The following is a 21,513-nucleotide window of genomic DNA, read 5'->3' as shown; positions in this document are numbered from 1 at the left end:
GTGGGTATTACTCTTGAGACACAAAAAGCTTACTCAAGCAGGCTTTTTTGATTTGGTTGAGTTTTTTAAGTTGTTCTTTGTGGTTATTAATTAAGTTGTCAAAATTTTTGAAGTAGTTTGAAACCTTAATTTGTTCTTCCCTATTCGTAGGGTACAAAAATTCAAAATCCTCTACACTACTTTTAGAAATATTTAATTGAGACATTCCTGCACCTTGCATTTTGAAATAAATCTGATTAACATTAATTGTGTAATATAAGAACAGAGGCAACACTTCCAGTTCAGGTCGTAATAATGCGACGCGTTGATTGAGTACATATTTGTTATTCTCTGGTATTATAGCTACTCTACCAAGTAAATCACCGTGTCCAACATCGCTTAAAATCATAACCAAATCATCTTTGTTTAAAGTTAATTCAGCATTGTTAATGAATTTTCCAGAAGGTTTTAATCCTCCATCAATAGAAATAGAATTAAGATTGATTAATTCATATTTACCAGACATAGATTGTTCACTTTCATAACCTTTACCATTATGATATTCTGTTACATCTGATAAAATACATTTCTCCCATTCCCCATCAAAGCCATTAAAACGTATCTCTGGCACACTTGCACCATCCTGCGGAAACATTTTAATGAGCATTGCTTTTTTAAGGTTGGTTAGTTTTTTGAGTTGGGTGTTGTGGTTTGCTAAAAGACTATCTAAATTTTTAAAAAAATCACCTATTAGAATTTGTTCCTCTAATGGTGGATATATAAGATATGTTTCTTCAAGATCACTATTCCGTATATGTACAACTGATTTTCCTTGTGCTTTTCTAACAAGCTCCTCGTACATTTTACCATTAGAAATTGATAATGCTAAAAATGTTGAGTCAATTAGTTCTTTCGGTTTAATTATATTTAAATCACCACCGATAATGATGTTATCATTTTCAATTACGGATGCGCGAATAATATCCTCAGCCGATTCTCCTGATGATGGAATAATTACTTCGCCACCTTGACTATAGATAGATCCATCTTTAGGTTCAGTTAAAGTGTCAACGTCTGCAATATTTACCTGATACTTTGTATAAAGTCGGCCATATAGAATAATGGGGTGGCCTTCAAGTTTAATATCTTTTTTACTATAGTCCTTACCTTTTGAAAAATCAGCTAATTGTAATAACTGTTCTTCTTTTAAAGGTTTAGTTGAAGTACTAAAACGCATCTCCACATTTTCACGATGTTTTTTCATTAACCTTCAGTTTTAAGTAAATTCTTAAACTCATTCATTGCCTTCATATCGTGCTCGTTCCCTGTTAGATCGTCCAGTAAATCGGCAAGTGCGTTTTCCGCTTGTTTAATGTCTTTGGCGACCTCAGAGTATGTAGTGGCATACTTATCGGCAAGGTGTTGTAGCTTTCGCGAAAGCGTATCTATTGTATTATCTGGTAAACTCTGTAGTGATTTTACAACTGGATTAATCCACTTGTGTTGGAGTAGCTCGGTAATTTGAGAATCTGTTACCGCTTCAATAGTGTCCTTGGTTTTTAGGTGCAGTGCTAAAGCATCAGTTTTTACTTCTTTCTTTAATTTCTTTTCTTCGGTAAGTAAACCATCTACTTTAATAATCGTTTTTTCATAAGGCTCTAATGCCAGCTTGCTGTCTTTTTTAAGTGCAGCACGCAATTGTTTTGCCTCTCTTATAACAGCTGCATTTGTAAAGCCTGTTTTTGCCTCGTTTACGGTTTCTTCTTCTTTGTCGTCTTCATCCAGGTCTTCAAATATGCTTTCTATACTTGCAGCAATTTGCACCAGTTTGTTTTCTTTGTCTTGCAATGCTGCTAAGTCTTCACTTAAATAGAGTTGTTGTACTAACTCAAAAGGCATAATGCGCCCTTTCCAGCCGTCTTGTACCTCAGTGTCCTTACCGTTCTTTTTCTTCATCACCATATTAGGGTCTACTATGCGCGTGGCTTCGATGCCTTCGGTTTGTATGATCTCGAGATCTACTTTTATGGTTTGCCATTTATCATCTAGCAATTGGTAAGCTTCATATTTATCTATTAAAGCAATAGTGTCCAATCTGGTAAAGATGTCGCTGCTTAAAATGATTTGCTCTTTAGATATACCTATTTGTGTGGGATCGCTTAACAATCTGTCATTTAAGTAAGACTCAAAACTGTGAAATGCTTCTTTGTACGCTTTCGCGAAAGCGGAAACACTAGAATGTGCATAGAGACCTTCTTTAATGTCGTTTACTTTTAATTGCGCATTTATAGCTGTTGTTTTCTCAAAAAGTGAGGCGCGTAAATCTGGTAATGCCTCCCAATACGCTTGCAAAGCATCAATTTCTTTTACAGGAATACCGCCAAACATTGCCGCGTAGATATCCCAACTTTCTGCTGCTGGCGATGAATCTACATAACGTGGTATGTTTAGGTTATAGTCGTTTAATCGTATGGTGTCGCGCGTTACTTTTTTAGAAAATTTAGGGGTGTCCTTACGGTCACGTACCACATCTGCAATACGCCTTATATCACTGGCACGTAGTTTATTGTTTTTACCTTCTTTTATAAATCCTTTTGAGGCATCTACTATAAGTACATCGGTGTTGGTTCGTTTCTGCTTCAATACAATAATAATAGTAGGAATACCAGTGCCAAAAAACACCCCAGCTGGCAGCCCGATAATGGCATCAATGTGGTTTTCTTCAATAAGGTGTTTACGTATGTTACCTTCTTCACCACCACGAAATAATACACCGTGAGGTAGTACGATATTCATAATACCATCTGGCTTTAAATGGTATAAATCGTGTAATAAAAATGCAAAATCTGCTTTGGTTTTAGGTGCCAGCCCAAAACGCGAGTAACGAGGATCTGACTCTTTATTTGCTGATGTCCATTTTTGAGAATATGGCGGATTAGAAACTACAGCATCTACATAAAGTGTGTTGTAACTATGTACGGGATCGTTTTCATCAAAATATGGCCAGTCGTCTTCTAAAGTATCACCATTGCGTGTCTCAATATTATCAGGCTTTAAGCCACGCATTACCAGGTTCATTCTGGTAAGGTTATACGTGTTCTTTTTAAGTTCTTGGGCAAAGTATTTTATGTTGTCCTTATCATCCATATATTTTGCGACACTGCTACCTATATTGATAAGCAAAGATCCAGAACCACTACAAGAATCATAAATCTGTATTTCTTTACGATCTTTAAGATGGTCTGAAACAATCTCAGACATTAAAACAGAAACCTCGTGAGGTGTGTAAAATTCTCCTGCTTTTTTACCTGCATTAGCTGCAAATTTTTCAATCAAATACTCATAGATAAAACCTAGCACATCATAATCTTGCTTACCATTCATAGGGATATCCTTGATAAGATATAGCAAGTCTCGTATGGCTTTGGTACGTTTTGCAGCGGTCTCGCCCAGCTTACTTAAACCAGTTTCCAGCGTATTAAATATACCGTCAAATAATTTTTTATGTTTGGAACTGATTGATCGATTAAAGGCAGATAGTGCCGTAATTACGTTGTCCTCACTAAAATCTGCACCTTCTTCTATCCAAGTATGAAATAGATTATTATAAGACAGAAAATAGCCGATGCTCTTTTTAATAAAATCAACGGTCTCTGTATCGTCCTCACTTAGTGCTTTTATATTTTCCTCTGTAAAATCATTTTTACGGGCAAACTGTAATTGTTTTTCAGATAGGTATTTATAAAATATAAAACCCAGTATGTAATCTTTATATTCATTTGCCTCGATTTTAGATCGCATTTGGTTGGCAGATTCCCAAATTTTTGCGGCAAGTTGTTGTTTATTCATAGACATGCTTTCGTCTCGCTTTCGCGAAAACGGAATTTAAATTAAAAACCCTAAAACGCACTTATCCAAATATATAAGGACAGGTGTGTTTTAGGGGATTATAAAGATACTAGGAAAAAAGAGAATTGAACCTAAAATTTCAAAAATGTATTATAGATTATATCATATAATAAGAATTAATAGGTAAACTAGGTATAAAGTTCACATATCACCAAAAACCCTATTCACAGCATTTATTCTTGCCGTATCATTAACTTGATGGTACATATTAAAGGTTTTAATGTCTTTGTGGCCGCTTATGCTCATAATGGTCTTGTCAGCAATACCTTTATTTCTCATTATAGTTATAAAACTTCTTCTAGCAGTATGAGTTGAAACACGCTCATAAAAGTATTTTATAAATCGCTCCTGCTCTACTCCTTTAGTCCTGGTATACTCTACCTCGTGATCAAAACCAGCTTCTTTTAATATCACTTTTATTGAATCGTTTTGTTTTTGATTTGATATTAAGGGAAGGTTATAATTATATTTTAAAAGAATATCCAGAGCTATTTTAATTAATGGAATTTCTCTAGATGGTTTAGAGGAGTCTTTTTCTTCTTTTAGAATGATGTATTGATCATTAACAACATTCCTTTTATTAACTAGCTTCAATTCACCATAACGCATACCTGTTAGTGTTTGAAATATGAACACATCCTTTCTTTGATTTAGGACTCTACTAGAACAATGAAATTCATTCAATAGTTTTACATCTTCTAAACTAAGTGCCTCTTCTCTTGTTAGGACTCGAGTAGGCTTCTTAAAATCTTCAAATGCTGTATTAAAAGCAAAACCATTTTTAACAGCCCAAAACAAAAAGGTTTTTACTAGCCCTATATTGCGGCTAAATGTATTAGTATAATGATTCTTGTGCTCAAAGCAAAAGTCAGTAAACTCAATATAGAACTTCTTGTTTATTTTACTGAAAGTCAATTTATAACTTTTAACCTCCTGAAATTCCATCAAAAGATTCCTAATATTTTGATATCGCTTGATAGTTGAATTCTTCCACTCCTTAAGTTTGATTTTTTCTTCAGTAAACTGGTCATAGACTTCAAAGAAGGAACTTACACGTTTTACACGCTCAAATTCCCTATTTAAATGCTCTTTTAAGACATTGCTATCAAAGTGGACATCACCTAAATTAGATTGCGCCTGTACACGTTCAAACACGTCCTGAAACTTTCTTAGGGTTTTAGAAATTTGTGCTTGATCAATGGATACGTTTTTACCTGTTTTATTGGGTTGCTTATTTTTGAAATCCCAATGGGAAGGAAGTATCGATTCTTTGGTAGAATAAACTAATTTCTTTTTCTCTTCATTGAAATAAGAGATGAACAAAATGAGCGTTTCATTTTTGGCATTTCGATTTCTCAAATTAAATGTACATTTCATAAAATAAATTTTAGTTATCTCGACGAACGGTAGCGTTGTCAAAATCGTTATAAAAAAGTTTATATCATGTTATAAAAAAATGATATAACAAGACTTATAATTCAGCTGTAAACAACTGTATTATAACAACATACAACTAAAATTTAGTTATCCAAATATGTACTCCAACATTCTCTCCGACTCCACTTTAATAAACCTTAATTAGTTAATTATTATCTAGTTAAGGTTTTTTTTACGCTTTACAATGTACGATTATTGTACGGTAAGATGTTTTAAAGTAACACTATTAAGTTTTTGTATAAACAAAATATTCTTTTTTGAGCACCTTTGCTACACTTGGTGCATATGTATAGAGATATTGAACTTCTATCTTCTCTTACAATAATATTCAGGACGAACCAGTAAATTATTCGTCTTAAAAATTCTCTACACTACTATTTTACTTTCAGTACATTATACCCTATTTCTATAAACACTAACCCATTGAATTCAAGCTAAAAACGTGCATGCATCTAGAGATATTTAGATAAATACGCAACTTATTTATTTAAAACCCCATTTTATGATAACTTTTGTAACAGCTGTTAAAGATTCATTAAAAATGGTCATTAAGCTAGTTTTAAACACAAACGGTGTTGTATCAATATATATATTTGCCTTTCTCAAAAAACAACCAAGTAATTTATTATCAAAGTTTTACGCTTTAATATAAATTAAAACAGCCTATATGAAAGCCAAACTCCTAAACTTTACCCTGTCATTCTTACTGTTATCCTTAATAGGTGTTTCTACTTGTTTTGGTCAGGAAATAAAAAGGTATGACGGTAATTTAAAAATTGCATCTTATAAAGGGAATGCCTATTATAATTACTTCCTGAAAAATGGTGATTCCATTAAAACAGGTCCATTTTTGTTTAATAGCAAACAGGGAACAGAGTTGGACACCAATCCCTTTATGATTAGTGGGTCCTTTAAAGAAGGTTTGCCAGATGGAAAGTGGGAATTTAAGTTTGGTAACTATTCTCTTCAAGCAGAAAAAAAGTTCGTAGATTATCAATATGTGGTTCAGGTTAACGGTGTGCAACGACACATTACAGGTTCTTTTAAAAACGGAATACCTACAGGAGATTGGTTTATAGAAATGGACAGTCTTAAAAACTCTGCAAAAACCACTTCTCTTTTTAAAAGTAAAGTTTCTTTTAAGGACGGTATTCCACAACAATCTTTCCGTATAGAGAATACAGATAGTTACATGATCGGTAGGTTATTAAGAAATGGTGATGCACATGACTCCTGGTCTTTATTTACCAAAGATGGTATAGACGAATTAGAAAATTGGAAATTTGACAAAGGCACACTGCAAGAAATTACACAGTATCGCGATAGTGTAGAAAATAAACTATCCATACCTGCAAATATCAAAGTTGCCGAGAAAAGTATTTATCTAGACCAACATTATATAGAAGTATTAAAGTTGAGCTTAATGGACAAAAACAGTGGACTCCAACTAGACGCTGGTCTTAGTAAGCTATTAAAAACTAATGCACGACACTACCACCATATAGAAGATATATTAAAAAATTTAGACCTTAATATTTTGCTGACTAACATTTCTGTTAATGTCCCAGAATATCCTATCGCTGAGCAGGAAGAACAACAATTTTCAAAAATCAACACTAACTATAAACAGTCTAAAGAAATAATAGACTTCCTATTATCAGACACTCAGGTCAACTTACTAAAATTAAGGGATTCCGTTATTAAAAACCAATACGAATATGTAGGTCATTTACAAGAACAGTATGTAAACCCTATAGAAAAACTAATGGTTTACCATAATGAAAGCATCACTAAACATATTCAAAGACCTATTTTAATAAAAGGACTATTTAACGATGAGCAATCTCTAGCTTCTACCATGGTTATGGGAGACCCTGAACTACCTCATCTTAAATTAGAAAAATATGACCTTACCGAGGTGACTGATTTGAGTGATCGATTACTAGAAACATTGCAAATCCTACAGCAAAAACTGGACGGTCAGGTTTTAAAAACTAACAAAGAAGACAAATACATCCACCAGGAAAAAGGACTGATTGAACAAGCAAATCTGGTGAAAAATACGGTAGATTCGGTACAAAAAAAGGACCATTCTAAGAATGTCAGAAAAGCACTAGAATCAGTTAATGAATTTATAGACCAGACCTTAACCTCCTATTCTGTCATGTCAGAAAGTGAACAGAAGATAAGAAGATCTGAAGAATTAATCACCTGCTATAAAAATGCTATAGAGCTTACACATACGCTATCACAGCTAGATCAAGAGCACAAAAAGATTAAAAAGCTCTATCAAGATCAAGTATGGAATCCATTTACGGCTACCATAATGGATGAAGACGTAAAGAAAAAAATTACCAAAGCTTATTTTAAAGAAATATCTCCCTATTTAATTTCAATAGTAAAGAAAGACATGTCCTGCGAGGACATCACTATGATAGATAATACCTTTAAGGAACTCGACGCTCGTTTAACTCTGTTAAGAGAAGAAGATACCCAACGACTAGAGAGAAAAATAAAACGAACTAAAGACCCTACTAGCCTACTACAGCTTTTTGGACTACTACAGCAACAACCATAATGAAAAGTACTCTATATATGCACACAAAAAATATAATGGTCGTGATCTTGTTGCTATGTTTCGCTTTCGCGAAAGCGCAAGAAGAACAAATTGAACCGACAGAATCTAAGTTTAAAGAGCCTAAAACTAAATATTGGGTAAACACTTATGGCAACATGAGAATATCCAAAAGACTTTTTTGGGTTGCTCAAACGCACTTTAGGTTTGAAGAGACTAAGGACACTCCATTTGTAGGGCAACTTGGGCAAATTTATAATCGACATGCCATAGGTTACATCTATAATGAGAAAGCAAACTTTGCACTCGGTGGTGTATTAAGGCTTAATTTTAATACCAGTGAAGATGGTAGCGGTCCTAATATGATCCCAGAATACCGTATCTGGCATCAATATCAATTTGCCGTTCCATTATGGACTTCTATGGCTTATCATAGACTGCGTGTTGAACACAGGTGGACAAAGGGATTTGGAGAAGATGATGATTTTATCTTTAGAAATAGATGGCGCTACATGTTCCGTCTCAAAATACCCCTCAATACACCTAAGTTGCAATCAAAAACACTGTACATCGCTCCAGAGTCAGAATTGATCTTACAAAGTGGTAAAACAGTCATAGGTAGCCCTCTAGAAGACCTACGTCTCAACGCCACAATAGGTTACATCATAAACCCTAGGCTCACTGTAGCTGCCGGATTTATGTATTCCTTTGGACAAACTCTAGAAGATGGAGGTATATATAATCAAAATTATACCGCACGTATGCACATTTACTTTTCTCCAGATTTACGTAAAAGAAAAAACAAACTGCCTGAAATCCATTTCAGAGACTAAAAACTATGAAGATGAAGAGATTTTTTCCTTACCTATTAGTACTTGTATCCATTGCCATCGCCATTTATTACATGATGCGATCAAATGATTTGCAGAGTGCCCTGAATGAAAAAGAAACCACCGCACATATACCAACCGTAACTGACAACCAGCTAGAACTAGAAATTGCAGATTCTCTATTGGCTATAGGTAATTATCGTGAAGCTCTACACATGTATAGCAGCATGGAGAACACTACTGGTACAGATATAGAACTTAGAAAAACTGCTTCTACAGCATTATTACAACTTCAAGAAGATCAAAACAAGAAGGCTGTTAACGTGCAAAGCACAACTTCATCAAACGATGAGAAAAGTAGGCTTTCCACGCCAGAAATCATGCAGTACGACTCACTTTCTTATGCATTAGAAAAAGCACAATTGCAGCTTAAAAGTATAAAAGGCCAGTTGCGTCAGAAAGCCTTTGGAGAATACCTAACCTTTAAAAGTAAAAAAGGCAACCGACTCCATTACGTAGGTCAGGTAAAAAACAAAAAAGCAAACGGACAGGGAATTGCCATATTAGATTCTGGTAGCCGTTATGAGGGCGACTGGATGGATAACATGCGCCACGGACAAGGAATCTTTTATTGGATCGATGGTGAACATTATGAAGGCAGTTATGTTAACGATCAACGCAGCGGTTTAGGAACATATTACTGGACTAATGGAGAAAAGTATGAAGGCAACTGGAAAGACGACCAGCGCAATGGTCGCGGTACCTTTTATGATGTAAATGAAAAAGTAGTCACCAGCGGCATATGGAAAGATGACAAGCTTGTTGAAGAAGATTGATAATTTCATACTTCTCTAGTCTGTAAATAATTGTTTAAAAGTTTCGCTTTCGCGAAAGCAAGATGAACACTAACATTCCTGAAATTTCACAAACAGTCAAAAGTTAGAAAATCATCACAAAAAAGATACCTTTTTAAAATGCTAAAATTTTAACTACATACTTTATTGAAAAAATTCAAACTCTATAGTTGAAAACCAAAAATTAACGCCGCTATCATTAGAATAGTGGTGTTTTCTATATGTGATTGACAAGTTAAAAAGAGAATTTTAATCCTTCTACAAAATTCTTGAATCACGACGAAAATCATCTTTATTCTCATAATCTGAATTGAGAATAGGATATCTCATGGATGTTTTACCAAAACTATTCTCTCCTGTTTTATGACAGTAGTTTTCAGAATAATACATGTTCTCCCATTTGTTCCATTCATAGTACGCCTCTTTAGAAAGTGGTTGTGCAGGATTAAAAGGTATTTGCTTTCCTGTTCTAATACAATAACCAAAATCTGGTGACTCTTCTTTTTTACTAGGTGAAATGTTTCTACTGATTGCAGTTGATAATTTATCTACAGGTTTTTTTCTTCTTCGTTCTAATGTTGCCTCATCACTTTGAGTATTAATCACTACAGGATCGTGAAAAGTGGTTATAGACACCTTCTTATAGTTAGGACAAGAACTATCAAAATCTTTTGTGATGTCGTATAAAGTTTTAGCTCCATGAAAGTCTTTAGCTAGACCAAATAGTTTTTTCTTAAAAAGTGGACGCTGAATAAAAAGACAATGTGCTTCTTCTATTATTTTTTCAAATGAATTATAACAATCAATAAATGAGTTGCTATTACCTATCATGACCTTTCTCAAATGAACACCAGCTTCTACATTATTATTTGCAGAGTAGTCATACAAGTTCATAGAAGTTATAACCGCTTCATTATAATTCATATAACATTTAGCATGTAATTTTGGCTCATATAGAATCGATATATTACTATGTGATTTAAAATATTCTAAATCATCTTTAGAAATACTTCTGTAAATATCATCTTCATTTTTACCTATCAAAAGTTTTAAATGAACATCATGATCTTCTGTAGCTTTATCAAGTACTTTTTTATATTGATCATCTAGTTTGATATAAGGTGATACAATAATGATTTCCTTTTTTGCTCTCAGAAAAACATCTTCTATGAGATCATTTAATTTATCTCCTGTGTAAAAGTCACTCATAATTCTATTCCTATCTATGCCTTTTGAAATTCTCTGCCTGATCTAATATCTCTTTGTAAACCTCATTACGTTCTATCGGCGGATATCCATTCTCATCTAGAAGGATTATAATTCCTGCAAAAAGAGATGCTTGTATAGCTGTATTGTTTTTCCAGTCCGGAAAGTCCGTTTCTTTATCTACTAGATTTTTTACTTTTTTAGCTAGTTGAATAAGTTTATCCTCTGGATAACTGAAATCATACTTTATGCATAGTGATTTTAGAATGTCATAAAATGCTTTTTCTTGAAAACTGATTCCTAAATTATCTCCAGCATCAAACTCTTCTTTTACCTTCCAAATTAAATCTGTTACCTCTTGACTAAAATCTTTATAAGTCTCAGCTTCCCATTTATCTGCTTCACGCTCGTTATAACGTTTTACCAGCGCTTCCATTTTTTTACTAAAATCTACACCAGCTACCTTGTTATTCTTCTTTAACTCACCTATCGCCTTTTTAAGAAGCTGTTGTAATAATTTGATTTTAGTATTAGGCAGTTTTATTTTATCAATTTTTGCCATATAATCTTCATCAAAGAGATCATATTCTACAGCATCTTCTTCTCCTATTTTAAAAATCTCGGTAACTCCATCACTTTCTAATGCTTCTTTAATCATGTCACGCACCTTTGCGTTCATTTGTGCGGTGTCAGGAGCGTCTCCTTTAGTGAGTTTAAAAACTATACTTCTTATGGCTAGATAATAATGTACTTGATCTCTTTCTATCTGTTTAATTTTTTCACTACCAGAACAAATATCATAAGACGCTTTTAAACGTTTTACCATATCCATAAAGCGCTTTTCTTGTTGTTCTGCCTGCATCACAAATTCAGACGCCTTCTTGAGATTGAGCAACTGCTGCATTGCGATTCCTGTAAAATATGGCGTACTATCAAACTTATGAAACATGCGATTTAGCAAGTCCAGCATGTCACGCATCACTCCTACTGACTTCTCCACCTCTTCCATGTTCTCCTCTTCGCCTTCTCCATATTTTTTTAAGGCGATATTCATGCGCTTTTTAATACCTATATAATCGACGATTAATCCCTTTTTCTTGCCAGAAAATTTCCTGTTAACTCGAGAAATAGTCTGTATAAGATTGTGTTCTTGTAATGGTTTATCAATATAAATTGTGTCTAAAAATGGCACGTCAAAACCTGTTAACCACATATCTACAACAATGGCTATTTTAAAATTAGACTTACCATTTTTAAATTGCCTGTCCAGTTCTTTACGATAGTCCTTTGTGCCTAGCATATCATAAAGCTTCTTATCGTCGTCCTTATTTCTGGTCATGATCAGCTTCACACGTTGCATAGGTTTGATTACCTTCATTTCCTGTTCAGAAAGTTCTACTCCTTCTTCAGCAACCTTAACTTCTGCCCATTCTGGACGTAGTAAAATCAAATGTTTATAAAGTTCGTAAGCTATTTCACGACTGCTACTCACAAACATCGCTTTACCTTTTACCGTAGCACCTTCATTCACTCTAGTTTCATAATGCTTTACAAAATCTTCAGCAATAGCTTTTAAACGGTCTGGATCGCCTAGAATAGCATTCATGCTAGCACTTTGCTCCTTACTGCGCTCTACTTGATAGCTGTTTGCTCCAGCTTCTTCTACCTCATTATAGTATTGTTCTATTTCTTTAAGTTTACTATTCTTGAGATTTACAAGAGCTGCTCTACCTTCATAAACTAATCGTACCGTGATTTCATCTCTTACAGATTCTGTCATGGTATAGATATCTACTACTTTTCCAAAAACATCAAGGGTCGCGTCGATAGGTGTTCCTGTAAAACCTACATAAGTCGCTTGTGGTAAGGACTTATGCAAGTAGTGCGCAAATCCATAGCTTTTCTTCACTCCTTTATCAGTGACTTTAATTTTTTGATCTAGATTGGTCTGACTTCTGTGTGCTTCATCACTAATACAAATCACATTATTTCTATCAGTTAGTACTTTGGTATCTTCTGTGAATTTGTGAATGGTAGTCAAATAAACGCCACCACTTTCTATACCCTGCAATCGCTCTCTTAAATCTTTACGACTTGTGACGCTTATGATATTTTCATCACCTAAAAAGGCCTTAGCATTAGTAAAGCTCTCTGATAATTGATCATCTAGATCTGTGCGATCTGTAATAAGAATGATTGTAGGATTATTAAAGTAGACACTCTTCATTAATAACCTAGCTAGATATAACATAGTAAAACTCTTACCACATCCTGTAGCGCCAAAATAAGTCCCACCTTTACCATTACCATCTGGTCGTTGTGCTAACTTAACCTGATTGTACAAAGCTCTTGCAGCATAGTATTGTGGATAGCGACACACTATCTTCATGTCCTTTTTACTGCTATCTGGCATGTAGATAAAGTTGCGCACAATATCACGTACTCTATTCTTATGCAACATTCCTTGTACTAGAGTAAACATGCTATCTATTCCATCCACATCTGTCGCGAGACCAGATACACGACGCCAGGAATAATAAAAATCATAAGAGGCATAAAAAGAACCTGCTTTATTATTTACTCCATCACTTATCACACAAAAAGCATTGTATTTAAAAAGAGAAGGAATATCACGACCGTATCTAGTCGTGATTTGTCTATAGGCATTATGAGTGGTGCAATCTTCTTTTATCGCTGTCTTAAATTCAAAAACCACAAGCGGTAATCCATTCACATAAAGAATCCCATCAGGTATGCGGCCCTCTGGATGGTTTTCTACTATTTTCATTTGTGTGACAAAACGGTAGATGTTCTTGTCTTTATTGGTATAAGCTGTATCAGGTTCTGGCTCTGCAGCAACATGATCTACGTTCATACTATTTACTTGTTCTTCTAGACCAGAATAATCTATTAAATAAGCATGAAAATCTTTCTGCTTATAGTCTTCACGTTCTAGTATAAAACCATCGCGCAATCGCTGCATGATTTTTTTATTAGTTTCATAAAGGTCAGACGCTGGTAATTTCTTTAAGTCTTGTATAATGACTTTAATTTCCGCTTCTGTTATTCCATTATCTGCATATTTACGCGTTAGATAATTTTTTAAATCATCTTCTATGAGCACATCTTCTGTGGACCTATTCAGGTGTTCTCCATAAGTATGAGGATAACCTTCCTGAACAAGTAATTCTGTAAATGTTTCTTCTAGTTGTGCTTCTGTAAATTTCTGCATACACTTATTTTAGTTTCGCTTTCGCGAAAGCTATTTTATCGACAAATTTTCTTTCCACCTTTCAATAGGGATATCAGAATAAAGATACTCAATTAATGCTATGAATATTTCTCCAAAATCCTTTCTTATGTTCCTTAGAGCATGATCTGCAAAGCTACCGAGTTCTTCCACAGTTATACTATACGTTTTTACTAGTAGGTGGTGGTAATTACTATTTAATTCACCTGAATTCTTATCTTTAAATTGTAAGTGATTGCTAAACTCTTTTTTAATTTCATCAACTCTTGCTAAGTCTTTTCTTATCACCTCTACTATAATTTGATAGCTTAATCCTTTCCCTGAAATGAGATTGTGAGTTGCTACGGTAAAGAAAGTATCCATGTGGTTTTCCTCATCCCAAAAATTTTTCCATTCAACCTGATTCCCATATTGCTCTAACCCCAATTTACTTGAGATCAATTGGTATTGTTCTAGCATGAAGTTATGACCTTCATGTAATGTTTGTTGAGCCATATTGATTTTAGAGGCATGCTCGAAATAAAATTTTGCAGATTGATTCATAGTGTAAGTAGTTGAAAGCTTTTCTATCGAATTAAAAAAATCATTTAAATAAACGACGTTTGACTCTTTTGTAATCTCATCAAAATCTAGTTCTTGTTTAATTCTTGTTACCCATTCCCAATGAGTAATGTTGATAAACTCATCCTTTACCTCATTTGGAATAGCATGCGGATTAAGAGTTAATAAAACTCCTACTTTTTCTTGCTCAGAAACTTTAATGTAATTCCAGTATTCTCTAAGAGAATTGTGTAGGTGATGATATATTTTATTTTCAATGATAATCGTAGATGGATTGAAATTATCTTTAATTAAAATATCAATTCTTCCTTCGTCAGTACTAAACTCAGTTAAGGCATAATGACCTGAAAACTTCAATTTTTTGTGACACTTTTCCTTTATTAATTCTAATAAACTGGATAAAAAAACATTTGCAATTGTGGTATCATTACAATTAAGAAAGTAGGAGTAAATATTGCTATTAATTGTCTCGTTATGCGCTTTTCTTATGATCTCTAAAAAACCAACTTTATCCGATTCGAGCGGAATTTCGTGTTGATTCAAAAAGGTATTAAGTTCTTCAAGTTTCTCAATCATCGATTCTAATGATTTTATCAATGTTAGTTTTCGCTTGATTTAGCATCCTTAATTTATTAAGGCTCAACTTAAAAGGATGTTTAGCTTTTAAATTTCGATTACCGTTCAATAAATAATTCTCCCAAATAAAACCGCCTGTACCATTATACAATTCTTCAAAAGTTCCACCTTCATTGATTAAGATAGCAAGGAAATAACGTGGTGTCTTATCTTTATTTTGTGGAAAATAAATGTGTCCTTTAATTGTACTTTTAATTTGTACCTTTTTCTCTTCATCTCCAATAACACAACCATCATAGCGATGTTTATTAGCTCTAAACAATCTTAAGCCATAAGCCTTTGCTGCAATAACTTCACCTATGTCACCGACTAATTTGCCATCTAAAGTAAATTTAGGTTTGTGATCATCTTCATTATCATTAGTAACCTCATTGTATTGCTTATTTAAAGAAGCTACGATATCTTGTAATTGTTGGATTTCTTTCATGTGATTGACTTATAATTCTTGAATATCTTTCTCAATCAACTTAAACTGATCTTTTACATCTTCTCCCATATAGAAATCAAGTAAGTCTTTTTTAGTGAGCGTTCCAGATTCTAAAAACTGAGCTAAATACTTTTGATTGAACTCCATCAACAAAATCGATTTCTCGATCTGCTTGAGGATTTCTTTATTGTTGTCAATATTTCTTTCTACAAGATTTTTAACCGTTCTGATTTCATTAATATCTTTTAAAATACGAGTCACTAGAATTGATAAAATATCTTTATCAAAATCTAATTCTTTTGCATTTATAGCGATATCTCGCGCCAGCATGTATGCAATAATTAAATTAGAATAATCTCCTTTTTGAGAATCTATAACGGCAACAAAACCGATCTCTGGAATAAAACCTACGTTTTCGGTGAATTTTAGAATTGAATTATCTACTAGCGAAATATCAAAAACAATAATACTTACTTTAGAATTTCTATTGGCATTTGATTCTATAAGCTGACTCCATGCGGTATCTGATTTTCTTATGAAAATATCTTTCCCATCAATAGGTCCTAGCTTTACACTTTTATCAAACTTACATTCAATGGCTATTTTCAAATCTGGATCATTATTCAAACGGCAAATAATATCTCCAGTTTTATTTCTGGCTAGTTCTCCTGCATTATTACCTGTGAGCATTGCTGTATCTGGAATACGTTTACTCTTAAAGTATTCATTCAGCTCCTCAGCTATTTCATCTTCTGCAAGTGTTCCTTTTATAGTGGATTTATAGAACAGCTCTTTTTTCATCTCAAAAATCATTTTAAGACTTTCTAGTTCTGTTCCTAACTCGTTAGTAGTTTTAGAAAGAAACGAAGAAATACGATCTTCCATTAAAGCAAGTACACCTATGTATAAAGCTCGTATAAACTTTTCATCACGATCACTTGCCGGTAGGTTATCAAAGTAATTGAACACAATAGAATTATCGACTTCAAATTTTTGAATCTCTACGCGTTTTAGTTTTTGGTTGAGTTTTATTGTTGCCATGATATTTATATTTATATATGCTTCAATAGTTTGATGGAAACTTCAACAATAAGTTTTTCGTACTCTACAAGACTATTTTTATTTACCTTCTCAGAAGGAACATCATTTTGACTAGGGTGAGAGATGGAATTGAAGTTTCTTCGACTATAAAACTTACCAATTGTAAGTTGATCCTTTAAGCTAAATGCAGAGTAGGAAATTATATTTTTAACAGTAGACTTGTCACTAAGTTTCATTGATTTTTTACACATTTCATGAAAAAAGTTATGAAAATGATTAAATGCTAAGTCCCATTTTTTGAGTCTTCTATAACTAATGTAATATTTGATTTGTTCTACTATTGAATTACAAACAATATCTTTCTTAATCAATAAATCAATCAAATATTCATATTTATCACTCTTACGACTGTATAAATAATTTGATTGACTTTGTACTTTTGGAATTCTATATTCATTATTTAATCTTGCAAAGAAACAAGTTTCATCATATAGCTTTGTGTAAGGTATTTCAATTTCATTTTCTTTCACGAACGTAACTAAGTATTTTCCATAATTATCTTGAAGAAGTTCAGCTTTAATTCTATTTATTTGATCATAAATTATTTTATTATCTAAAGCTTTTTGCGCAATTAAAATATGAACGATATGTATATGCCTTTTATCAAAAGGATTGAAATTGTTTTTTAAAAAATTATCAATAGGCTTTCTGTACAAATACTTTCCTGATTTATTTTTTATTAAAAATAATACTATTAAAAGGTTGATATAATCTACGGTTAGAACGATCTCTACATTTTCTAACGTTTTAATTAGTTGTTTTGAAACATCTTTTTTCAATAAAAATTTTTGAAATTTTTCATTAAATATTAATTTAAAATTTTCTCTATCATCTTTAGTTATTTTCAGTCTAAACTCATCCTCCTCAGAAAATATAAATTTCTTGATGGCTATATTAAACTCATCGAACTTGTCGTTTATTAAAAATTTCGAGTCAGATACCTTAACTTTTTCATCTATCGATTTTTCTTCGTCAACTAAATGAAATCCAGAAGTATTCTTTTTATTCAGTTTAAGAAAACTTACTTTATCGGTTTTAGATTTCAAATAGCGTCGTACTGTTTTAGAAGGGTTAACATTTAATCCTAATTTATTTAAAATCCAATTGATAATTTTTGATTCTATTTCCAAAAGTTCTTTATAAACATTGGCATGAATAAGATTTCCTGGATTATCAAATACAATAGTTATATCGTCTACATACCTAATCATTCCTTTGAATGATAATTGGCAGTCTTTACAAAGGGTTTCTATTTCCATATCGAAGGGAATTAAATAAAAATAGCCATAATAATCACTAATAAAATTCTTTCTTCCTTGAGGTATTGAAGTTCTTTTTGACATTAATGACTCAAAGTAAAACTCCATCGCTTGATAGGAATCTGAATCTAGATTATTCTTGTTTAGAATAGATTTATTAGCATATTGATAAACTCTATGCAATAATTTTTCATGAACTATTGTTTCAAAGTATTGAGTTATATCTATCTGTAGAACTGCGCAATTTTCGATGGCTAGCTCCTCTAATTTTTTTTGATATTTATTATATTCAGTTTTATAGTTGTTTGAAACTCTCCATTTATCCTTATCACTTTTATATTCACTATTTATCAAAAATTTTGTTGGATAGAAAGGGAAAACCGACTTTTCATTAAATTGAATTGATCCAATTGTATCATAGCAAGTATCTACAATGTTTAAGCCTATCGCATTATATAGAATCATTGAAAAAGTAGAAAAATATCTGTACTCTCTAGTACCGGTAGAATTTTTAGGAATAGTCACACGTTCACAAGAAAAAAACTCAGGTAAAGCAAATACTAAATCTGTTTCAATAAATTTTTTATAAAAAGTCTCAACCTTAGCCTCACTTAATTCTAAAATATGATCTTTAATTAATCGAAAATTAACGTCAAGAATATTATCCGTTTTTTCACAATATGATCTACATATAATATATGCATTTTTGAATCTTTCTAAGGTTACTATTCTCGACAAATCTTTCATACAAATTTTTTAATATATTTTTTTTACTGGAATTTAATCCTGCCTAATAAGGTATCTACAGGTAGTTGATGTACGGAGTATTTCGCCATTTTAATGAAATTTACTATTTCCTCCTTTACGAGCTCTTTTCAAATGACCTGCGTTAGGATTATCTTGTTGTAAAAAATGTTTCGCTCTTGATTTTGACAAAAGTTGTTCTATTTGTCTGCGCTCAGATATTTCTGTTGCATTGTAATCAAACTGAGTATTTAATGCCAAAGTAATATCTTTCAAAAAGAAAGAATTTTTATTTAAACCAACTATATAATTATCTAATTCTTTATTCCAGTTTTTAGGTCTTTCAGATACTAATAAGCGCATCAACTCATGCTTTAACATGCTGTTTGATTCCGTTTTTGCTTTATTAATTATCAATGGACCCATTTTTTTAGAAAAAAGGTCATCCTTATAAAAATTCACAATATTGAGAGGAACAGCTGTTAACACCGCTAGTCGTTTTTCTTCTGGAGACTTATAGTTAATAGTATCCTCTAGTAAATGAAAACTCGCTCCATCATATGAAGCTCTTCCACGATCAGCTAGAATAGGAGTTAGTATTATTAATAATTTAGAGATTTCGTTCCAACCTTCAATAATTAGATCTAAAAATTTCACCTTTATATCTGCATCTACATAATCACTATTCCTCAATGCTCTTGATCCAGCCTCAATTTGAGTCATCAAAGTTTTAAATGAGTAGTCCTTAAGTACATTATTAATTACTTGAGAATATGGCTTTTTTTGATTGTATGTTAAATCATTATGCTTATCCTTTACTTCCGAAGGCAGACCTGAAGACAAGACATTTTCACTTATCTTTTTCTCTTCTTTTTGAAGTTCTTTAACGTCTGGAGTCCATTTTATATTTTCAAATGGATTTAAAGAGTCAATTTTTACTTTAGATTTTACTGATAAAAGTGTTTTCTCGAAATCACCCATTAATATCTCAACAGCATCTTTTTTATTTCGATCGATTCCTGTATAAAATTCTACTATTTCTGGAAAATCAACATATCGTTTTTCTTCAAAAACAGTTTCTCTAAATTTTTCATTAATATTCATTCTATGTGCGGCAAAATAAAATATCCAATAAGCATGAGAGAAGAAGAAGTCGTCAGTTTTTTTTGATAAAATTCCATTGTCAAATAATGCACCAAATAAGAAATGATTATCTATCTCAATAAAATTATCAGATTTTATAGTATTTAATTCGGTAACGAAATAATCCTTTGAAAATTCGAAGTCATTTCTTCTAATAAGTAGTTCACAAAATGCTCCAAGTAAAAACGTAGTGTCTTTTATATCTGGCTTCTCGTCATGATAAGATGGAATTTCATATTCTTCAAATATGATTGCTAAAATAACATCCAAAAGCTTGGTTCTATTTACGGCATTGTATTCTTGGCCTATTTTTGTGGAGGCTTTAAGTATTGATAAACAGTTTTTAGGTGTGCGATGCATATTGAGAACTGCCAAATCTTTAGACATTTTATCAACTGCCTTATCCTCATCGACTCCAATTTGTTTTTTATTAGAATAATCGACAATAAACTGCCTTAAAGCAGATTTACGAAGAGCTAATAAATTATACCTGCTAAATTCTCTATTTATCTTTACTTGTTCCTGATCCTCGCCACTTGCTGCAAATAAATTATTCTCAATTGTATTGAAAACTATAAATCTAACATCAGAAAACTCTTCACTTAAATTTTTTAAGAGTTTAAGCATTCCTATTGTCTCAAATTGGACTGAATCAACTAAAATGGAATCAATTTTTTCAGTTTCTGTCTTTAAAACATCAACGATGTAATTTTTAACATCTCTAATCGCCTTATGCTTCTTTGTTTTTTTTGCACAAACAAACGCAAAATTCTCTCCCTTTTCAAATGCCTTAAGCTTTATGTAATGTGCTAAACAAGTCAATCCAAATTCAGGTGGAGATTTGATTATTATGTTTTCTTTACTATTTATTAAATCAATTATTTCTATTCGCGATTCATAACTCTTTTCAGGATTCTGATCAATCTCGGAGTCTTTAGTAACAACAGGCTCTACCCAAGTTGATAATTTTTCATTATAACAAGTCAATGCATTTTCAAGTTCATTACTCAAAACTTGATGGATTAGTTCATATTGACTAATACTATTTTCAGTAGAGACTTGAGGTTCACATAACTCTTTGTATAGCAACTCTAATTTACTTTTTATCGTTTTTTCAAAGTTTGTTATAGAGTCATAGTCAGAATACAAACCTTTGCTCTGTATAGAGCTTTTAAACTCTTTGACTTTTGAAAATTGATTCTGGTCAAAATCTTCTGGATTCATTTGACCTCCGTAAAAAAAGAAAGTGACTTTTGTATCAGGATTTTCTTTCTTCTTTTCTAAAGCTTTTTTAAATTCATGCTCTGTACCGCTTCCGCTTGAATGTGTCGGAGTCCCAAACCTATAACGCATTATACCTAAAAAAATATCGTAATCAGCTTTATCCGCCGCATTGTCTATTAATGTTTGTCCATCAGCTCCAAATTCGTTCAAAACATCTTCTTCCCAAGTGAAAGGCTTAATTGTAACTCCTGTGAGACCAGAATATTTATCACTTATATCATTTAGCGCTTGTTTAACAATCTGTCTTTCTTCATAACAATCTCCTGCTGATGATATAAAGCATGTATATATTTTATTTTGTTTCATAATCCCTTACCC

The 21,513-nt window shown here is 32.5% G+C and carries 13 protein-coding genes; 3 read left to right on the top strand and 10 right to left on the bottom strand.

Annotated elements, in window-relative coordinates:
• Positions 1 to 7: 7 nt before the first annotated feature.
• The 3 genes from ACJJVJ_RS13835 to ACJJVJ_RS13825 all read right to left on the bottom strand — a co-directional run bounded on the left by ACJJVJ_RS13835 (position 8) and on the right by ACJJVJ_RS13825 (position 5,265).
• Positions 8 to 1,243, bottom strand: coding sequence for a restriction endonuclease subunit S (locus tag ACJJVJ_RS13835; protein WP_405370989.1), 1,236 nt, complete (start codon positions 1,241 to 1,243; stop codon positions 8 to 10).
• A complete protein-coding gene (locus ACJJVJ_RS13830) occupies positions 1,243 to 3,828 on the bottom strand; it encodes a type I restriction-modification system subunit M (protein WP_405370987.1) in 2,586 nt (861 codons plus the stop codon). The genes ACJJVJ_RS13835 and ACJJVJ_RS13830 overlap by 1 nt, the downstream gene beginning before the upstream one ends.
• A 201-nt stretch (positions 3,829 to 4,029) precedes the next feature.
• Complete coding sequence (locus tag ACJJVJ_RS13825) at positions 4,030 to 5,265, bottom strand: tyrosine-type recombinase/integrase (RefSeq protein WP_405370985.1); 1,236 nt, start codon at positions 5,263 to 5,265, stop codon at positions 4,030 to 4,032.
• A gap of 727 nt (positions 5,266 to 5,992) precedes the next feature.
• Between ACJJVJ_RS13825 and ACJJVJ_RS13820 the strand changes: the two genes are divergently transcribed.
• Genes ACJJVJ_RS13820 through ACJJVJ_RS13810 form a run of 3 tightly spaced genes read left to right on the top strand, consistent with a single transcriptional unit; the run spans position 5,993 to position 9,566 of the window.
• The gene (locus tag ACJJVJ_RS13820) at positions 5,993 to 7,903 is read left to right on the top strand and encodes a hypothetical protein (protein WP_405370983.1); all 1,911 of its coding nucleotides are present in this window, start codon (positions 5,993 to 5,995) and stop codon (positions 7,901 to 7,903) included.
• Between the two features lie 17 nt (positions 7,904 to 7,920).
• Positions 7,921 to 8,733 carry a DUF2490 domain-containing protein gene (locus ACJJVJ_RS13815; RefSeq protein WP_405370981.1) on the top strand — a complete coding sequence of 271 codons (813 nt, stop codon included), beginning with the start codon at positions 7,921 to 7,923 and terminating at the stop codon, positions 8,731 to 8,733.
• Between the two features lie 11 nt (positions 8,734 to 8,744).
• A complete protein-coding gene (locus ACJJVJ_RS13810) occupies positions 8,745 to 9,566 on the top strand; it encodes an MORN repeat-containing protein (protein ID WP_405370979.1) in 822 nt (273 codons plus the stop codon).
• 276 nt (positions 9,567 to 9,842) lie between these two features.
• Here the strand turns inward: ACJJVJ_RS13810 and ACJJVJ_RS13805 are convergent, their stop codons facing one another.
• From ACJJVJ_RS13805 to ACJJVJ_RS13775, 7 genes are all read right to left on the bottom strand, one after another.
• Entirely contained in the window at positions 9,843 to 10,793 is a 951-nt protein-coding gene (locus ACJJVJ_RS13805; protein WP_405370977.1) for a phospholipase D family protein, read from the bottom strand.
• A gap of 10 nt (positions 10,794 to 10,803) precedes the next feature.
• Complete coding sequence (locus tag ACJJVJ_RS13800) at positions 10,804 to 14,022, bottom strand: type I restriction endonuclease subunit R (RefSeq protein WP_405370976.1); 3,219 nt, start codon at positions 14,020 to 14,022, stop codon at positions 10,804 to 10,806.
• Between the two features lie 30 nt (positions 14,023 to 14,052).
• Entirely contained in the window at positions 14,053 to 15,177 is a 1,125-nt protein-coding gene (locus tag ACJJVJ_RS13795; RefSeq protein WP_405370975.1) for a PD-(D/E)XK nuclease family protein, read from the bottom strand.
• Positions 15,170 to 15,664, bottom strand: a complete 495-nt coding sequence (locus tag ACJJVJ_RS13790) for a DUF6998 domain-containing protein (protein WP_405370973.1) — start codon at positions 15,662 to 15,664, stop codon at positions 15,170 to 15,172. Before ACJJVJ_RS13790 ends, ACJJVJ_RS13795 begins: the two co-directional genes overlap by 8 nt.
• Positions 15,665 to 15,673: 9 nt before the next feature.
• Positions 15,674 to 16,705, bottom strand: coding sequence for a hypothetical protein (locus ACJJVJ_RS13785; protein ID WP_405370971.1), 1,032 nt, complete (start codon positions 16,703 to 16,705; stop codon positions 15,674 to 15,676).
• Positions 16,706 to 16,716: 11 nt separating this feature from the next.
• Complete coding sequence (locus ACJJVJ_RS13780; RefSeq protein WP_405370969.1) at positions 16,717 to 18,771, bottom strand: hypothetical protein; 2,055 nt, start codon at positions 18,769 to 18,771, stop codon at positions 16,717 to 16,719.
• Between the two features lie 90 nt (positions 18,772 to 18,861).
• Entirely contained in the window at positions 18,862 to 21,501 is a 2,640-nt protein-coding gene (locus ACJJVJ_RS13775; protein ID WP_405370967.1) for a hypothetical protein, read from the bottom strand.
• Between the last annotated feature and the right edge of the window lie 12 nt (positions 21,502 to 21,513).

The organism is Nonlabens sp. Asnod2-A12 (assembly GCF_045063745.1).
In the GTDB taxonomy this organism is placed as follows: domain Bacteria; phylum Bacteroidota; class Bacteroidia; order Flavobacteriales; family Flavobacteriaceae; genus Nonlabens; species Nonlabens xylanidelens.
This window is presented reverse-complemented; position numbering and strand designations above follow the sequence as displayed.

Excerpts from the sequence above, each read along its gene's own strand:
- ACJJVJ_RS13835 (WP_405370989.1), bottom strand. The coding sequence starts at position 1,243 with ATGAAAAAACATCGTGAAAATGTGGAGATGCGTTTTAGTACTTCAACT.
- ACJJVJ_RS13830 (WP_405370987.1), bottom strand. The coding sequence starts at position 3,828 with ATGAATAAACAACAACTTGCCGCAAAAATTTGGGAATCTGCCAACCAA.
- ACJJVJ_RS13825 (WP_405370985.1), bottom strand. The coding sequence starts at position 5,265 with ATGAAATGTACATTTAATTTGAGAAATCGAAATGCCAAAAATGAAACG.
- ACJJVJ_RS13820 (WP_405370983.1), top strand. The coding sequence starts at position 5,993 with ATGAAAGCCAAACTCCTAAACTTTACCCTGTCATTCTTACTGTTATCC.
- ACJJVJ_RS13815 (WP_405370981.1), top strand. The coding sequence starts at position 7,921 with ATGCACACAAAAAATATAATGGTCGTGATCTTGTTGCTATGTTTCGCT.
- ACJJVJ_RS13810 (WP_405370979.1), top strand. The coding sequence starts at position 8,745 with ATGAAGAGATTTTTTCCTTACCTATTAGTACTTGTATCCATTGCCATC.
- ACJJVJ_RS13805 (WP_405370977.1), bottom strand. The coding sequence starts at position 10,793 with ATGAGTGACTTTTACACAGGAGATAAATTAAATGATCTCATAGAAGAT.
- ACJJVJ_RS13800 (WP_405370976.1), bottom strand. The coding sequence starts at position 14,022 with ATGCAGAAATTTACAGAAGCACAACTAGAAGAAACATTTACAGAATTA.
- ACJJVJ_RS13795 (WP_405370975.1), bottom strand. The coding sequence starts at position 15,177 with ATGATTGAGAAACTTGAAGAACTTAATACCTTTTTGAATCAACACGAA.
- ACJJVJ_RS13790 (WP_405370973.1), bottom strand. The coding sequence starts at position 15,664 with ATGAAAGAAATCCAACAATTACAAGATATCGTAGCTTCTTTAAATAAG.
- ACJJVJ_RS13785 (WP_405370971.1), bottom strand. The coding sequence starts at position 16,705 with ATGGCAACAATAAAACTCAACCAAAAACTAAAACGCGTAGAGATTCAA.
- ACJJVJ_RS13780 (WP_405370969.1), bottom strand. The coding sequence starts at position 18,771 with ATGAAAGATTTGTCGAGAATAGTAACCTTAGAAAGATTCAAAAATGCA.
- ACJJVJ_RS13775 (WP_405370967.1), bottom strand. The coding sequence starts at position 21,501 with ATGAAACAAAATAAAATATATACATGCTTTATATCATCAGCAGGAGAT.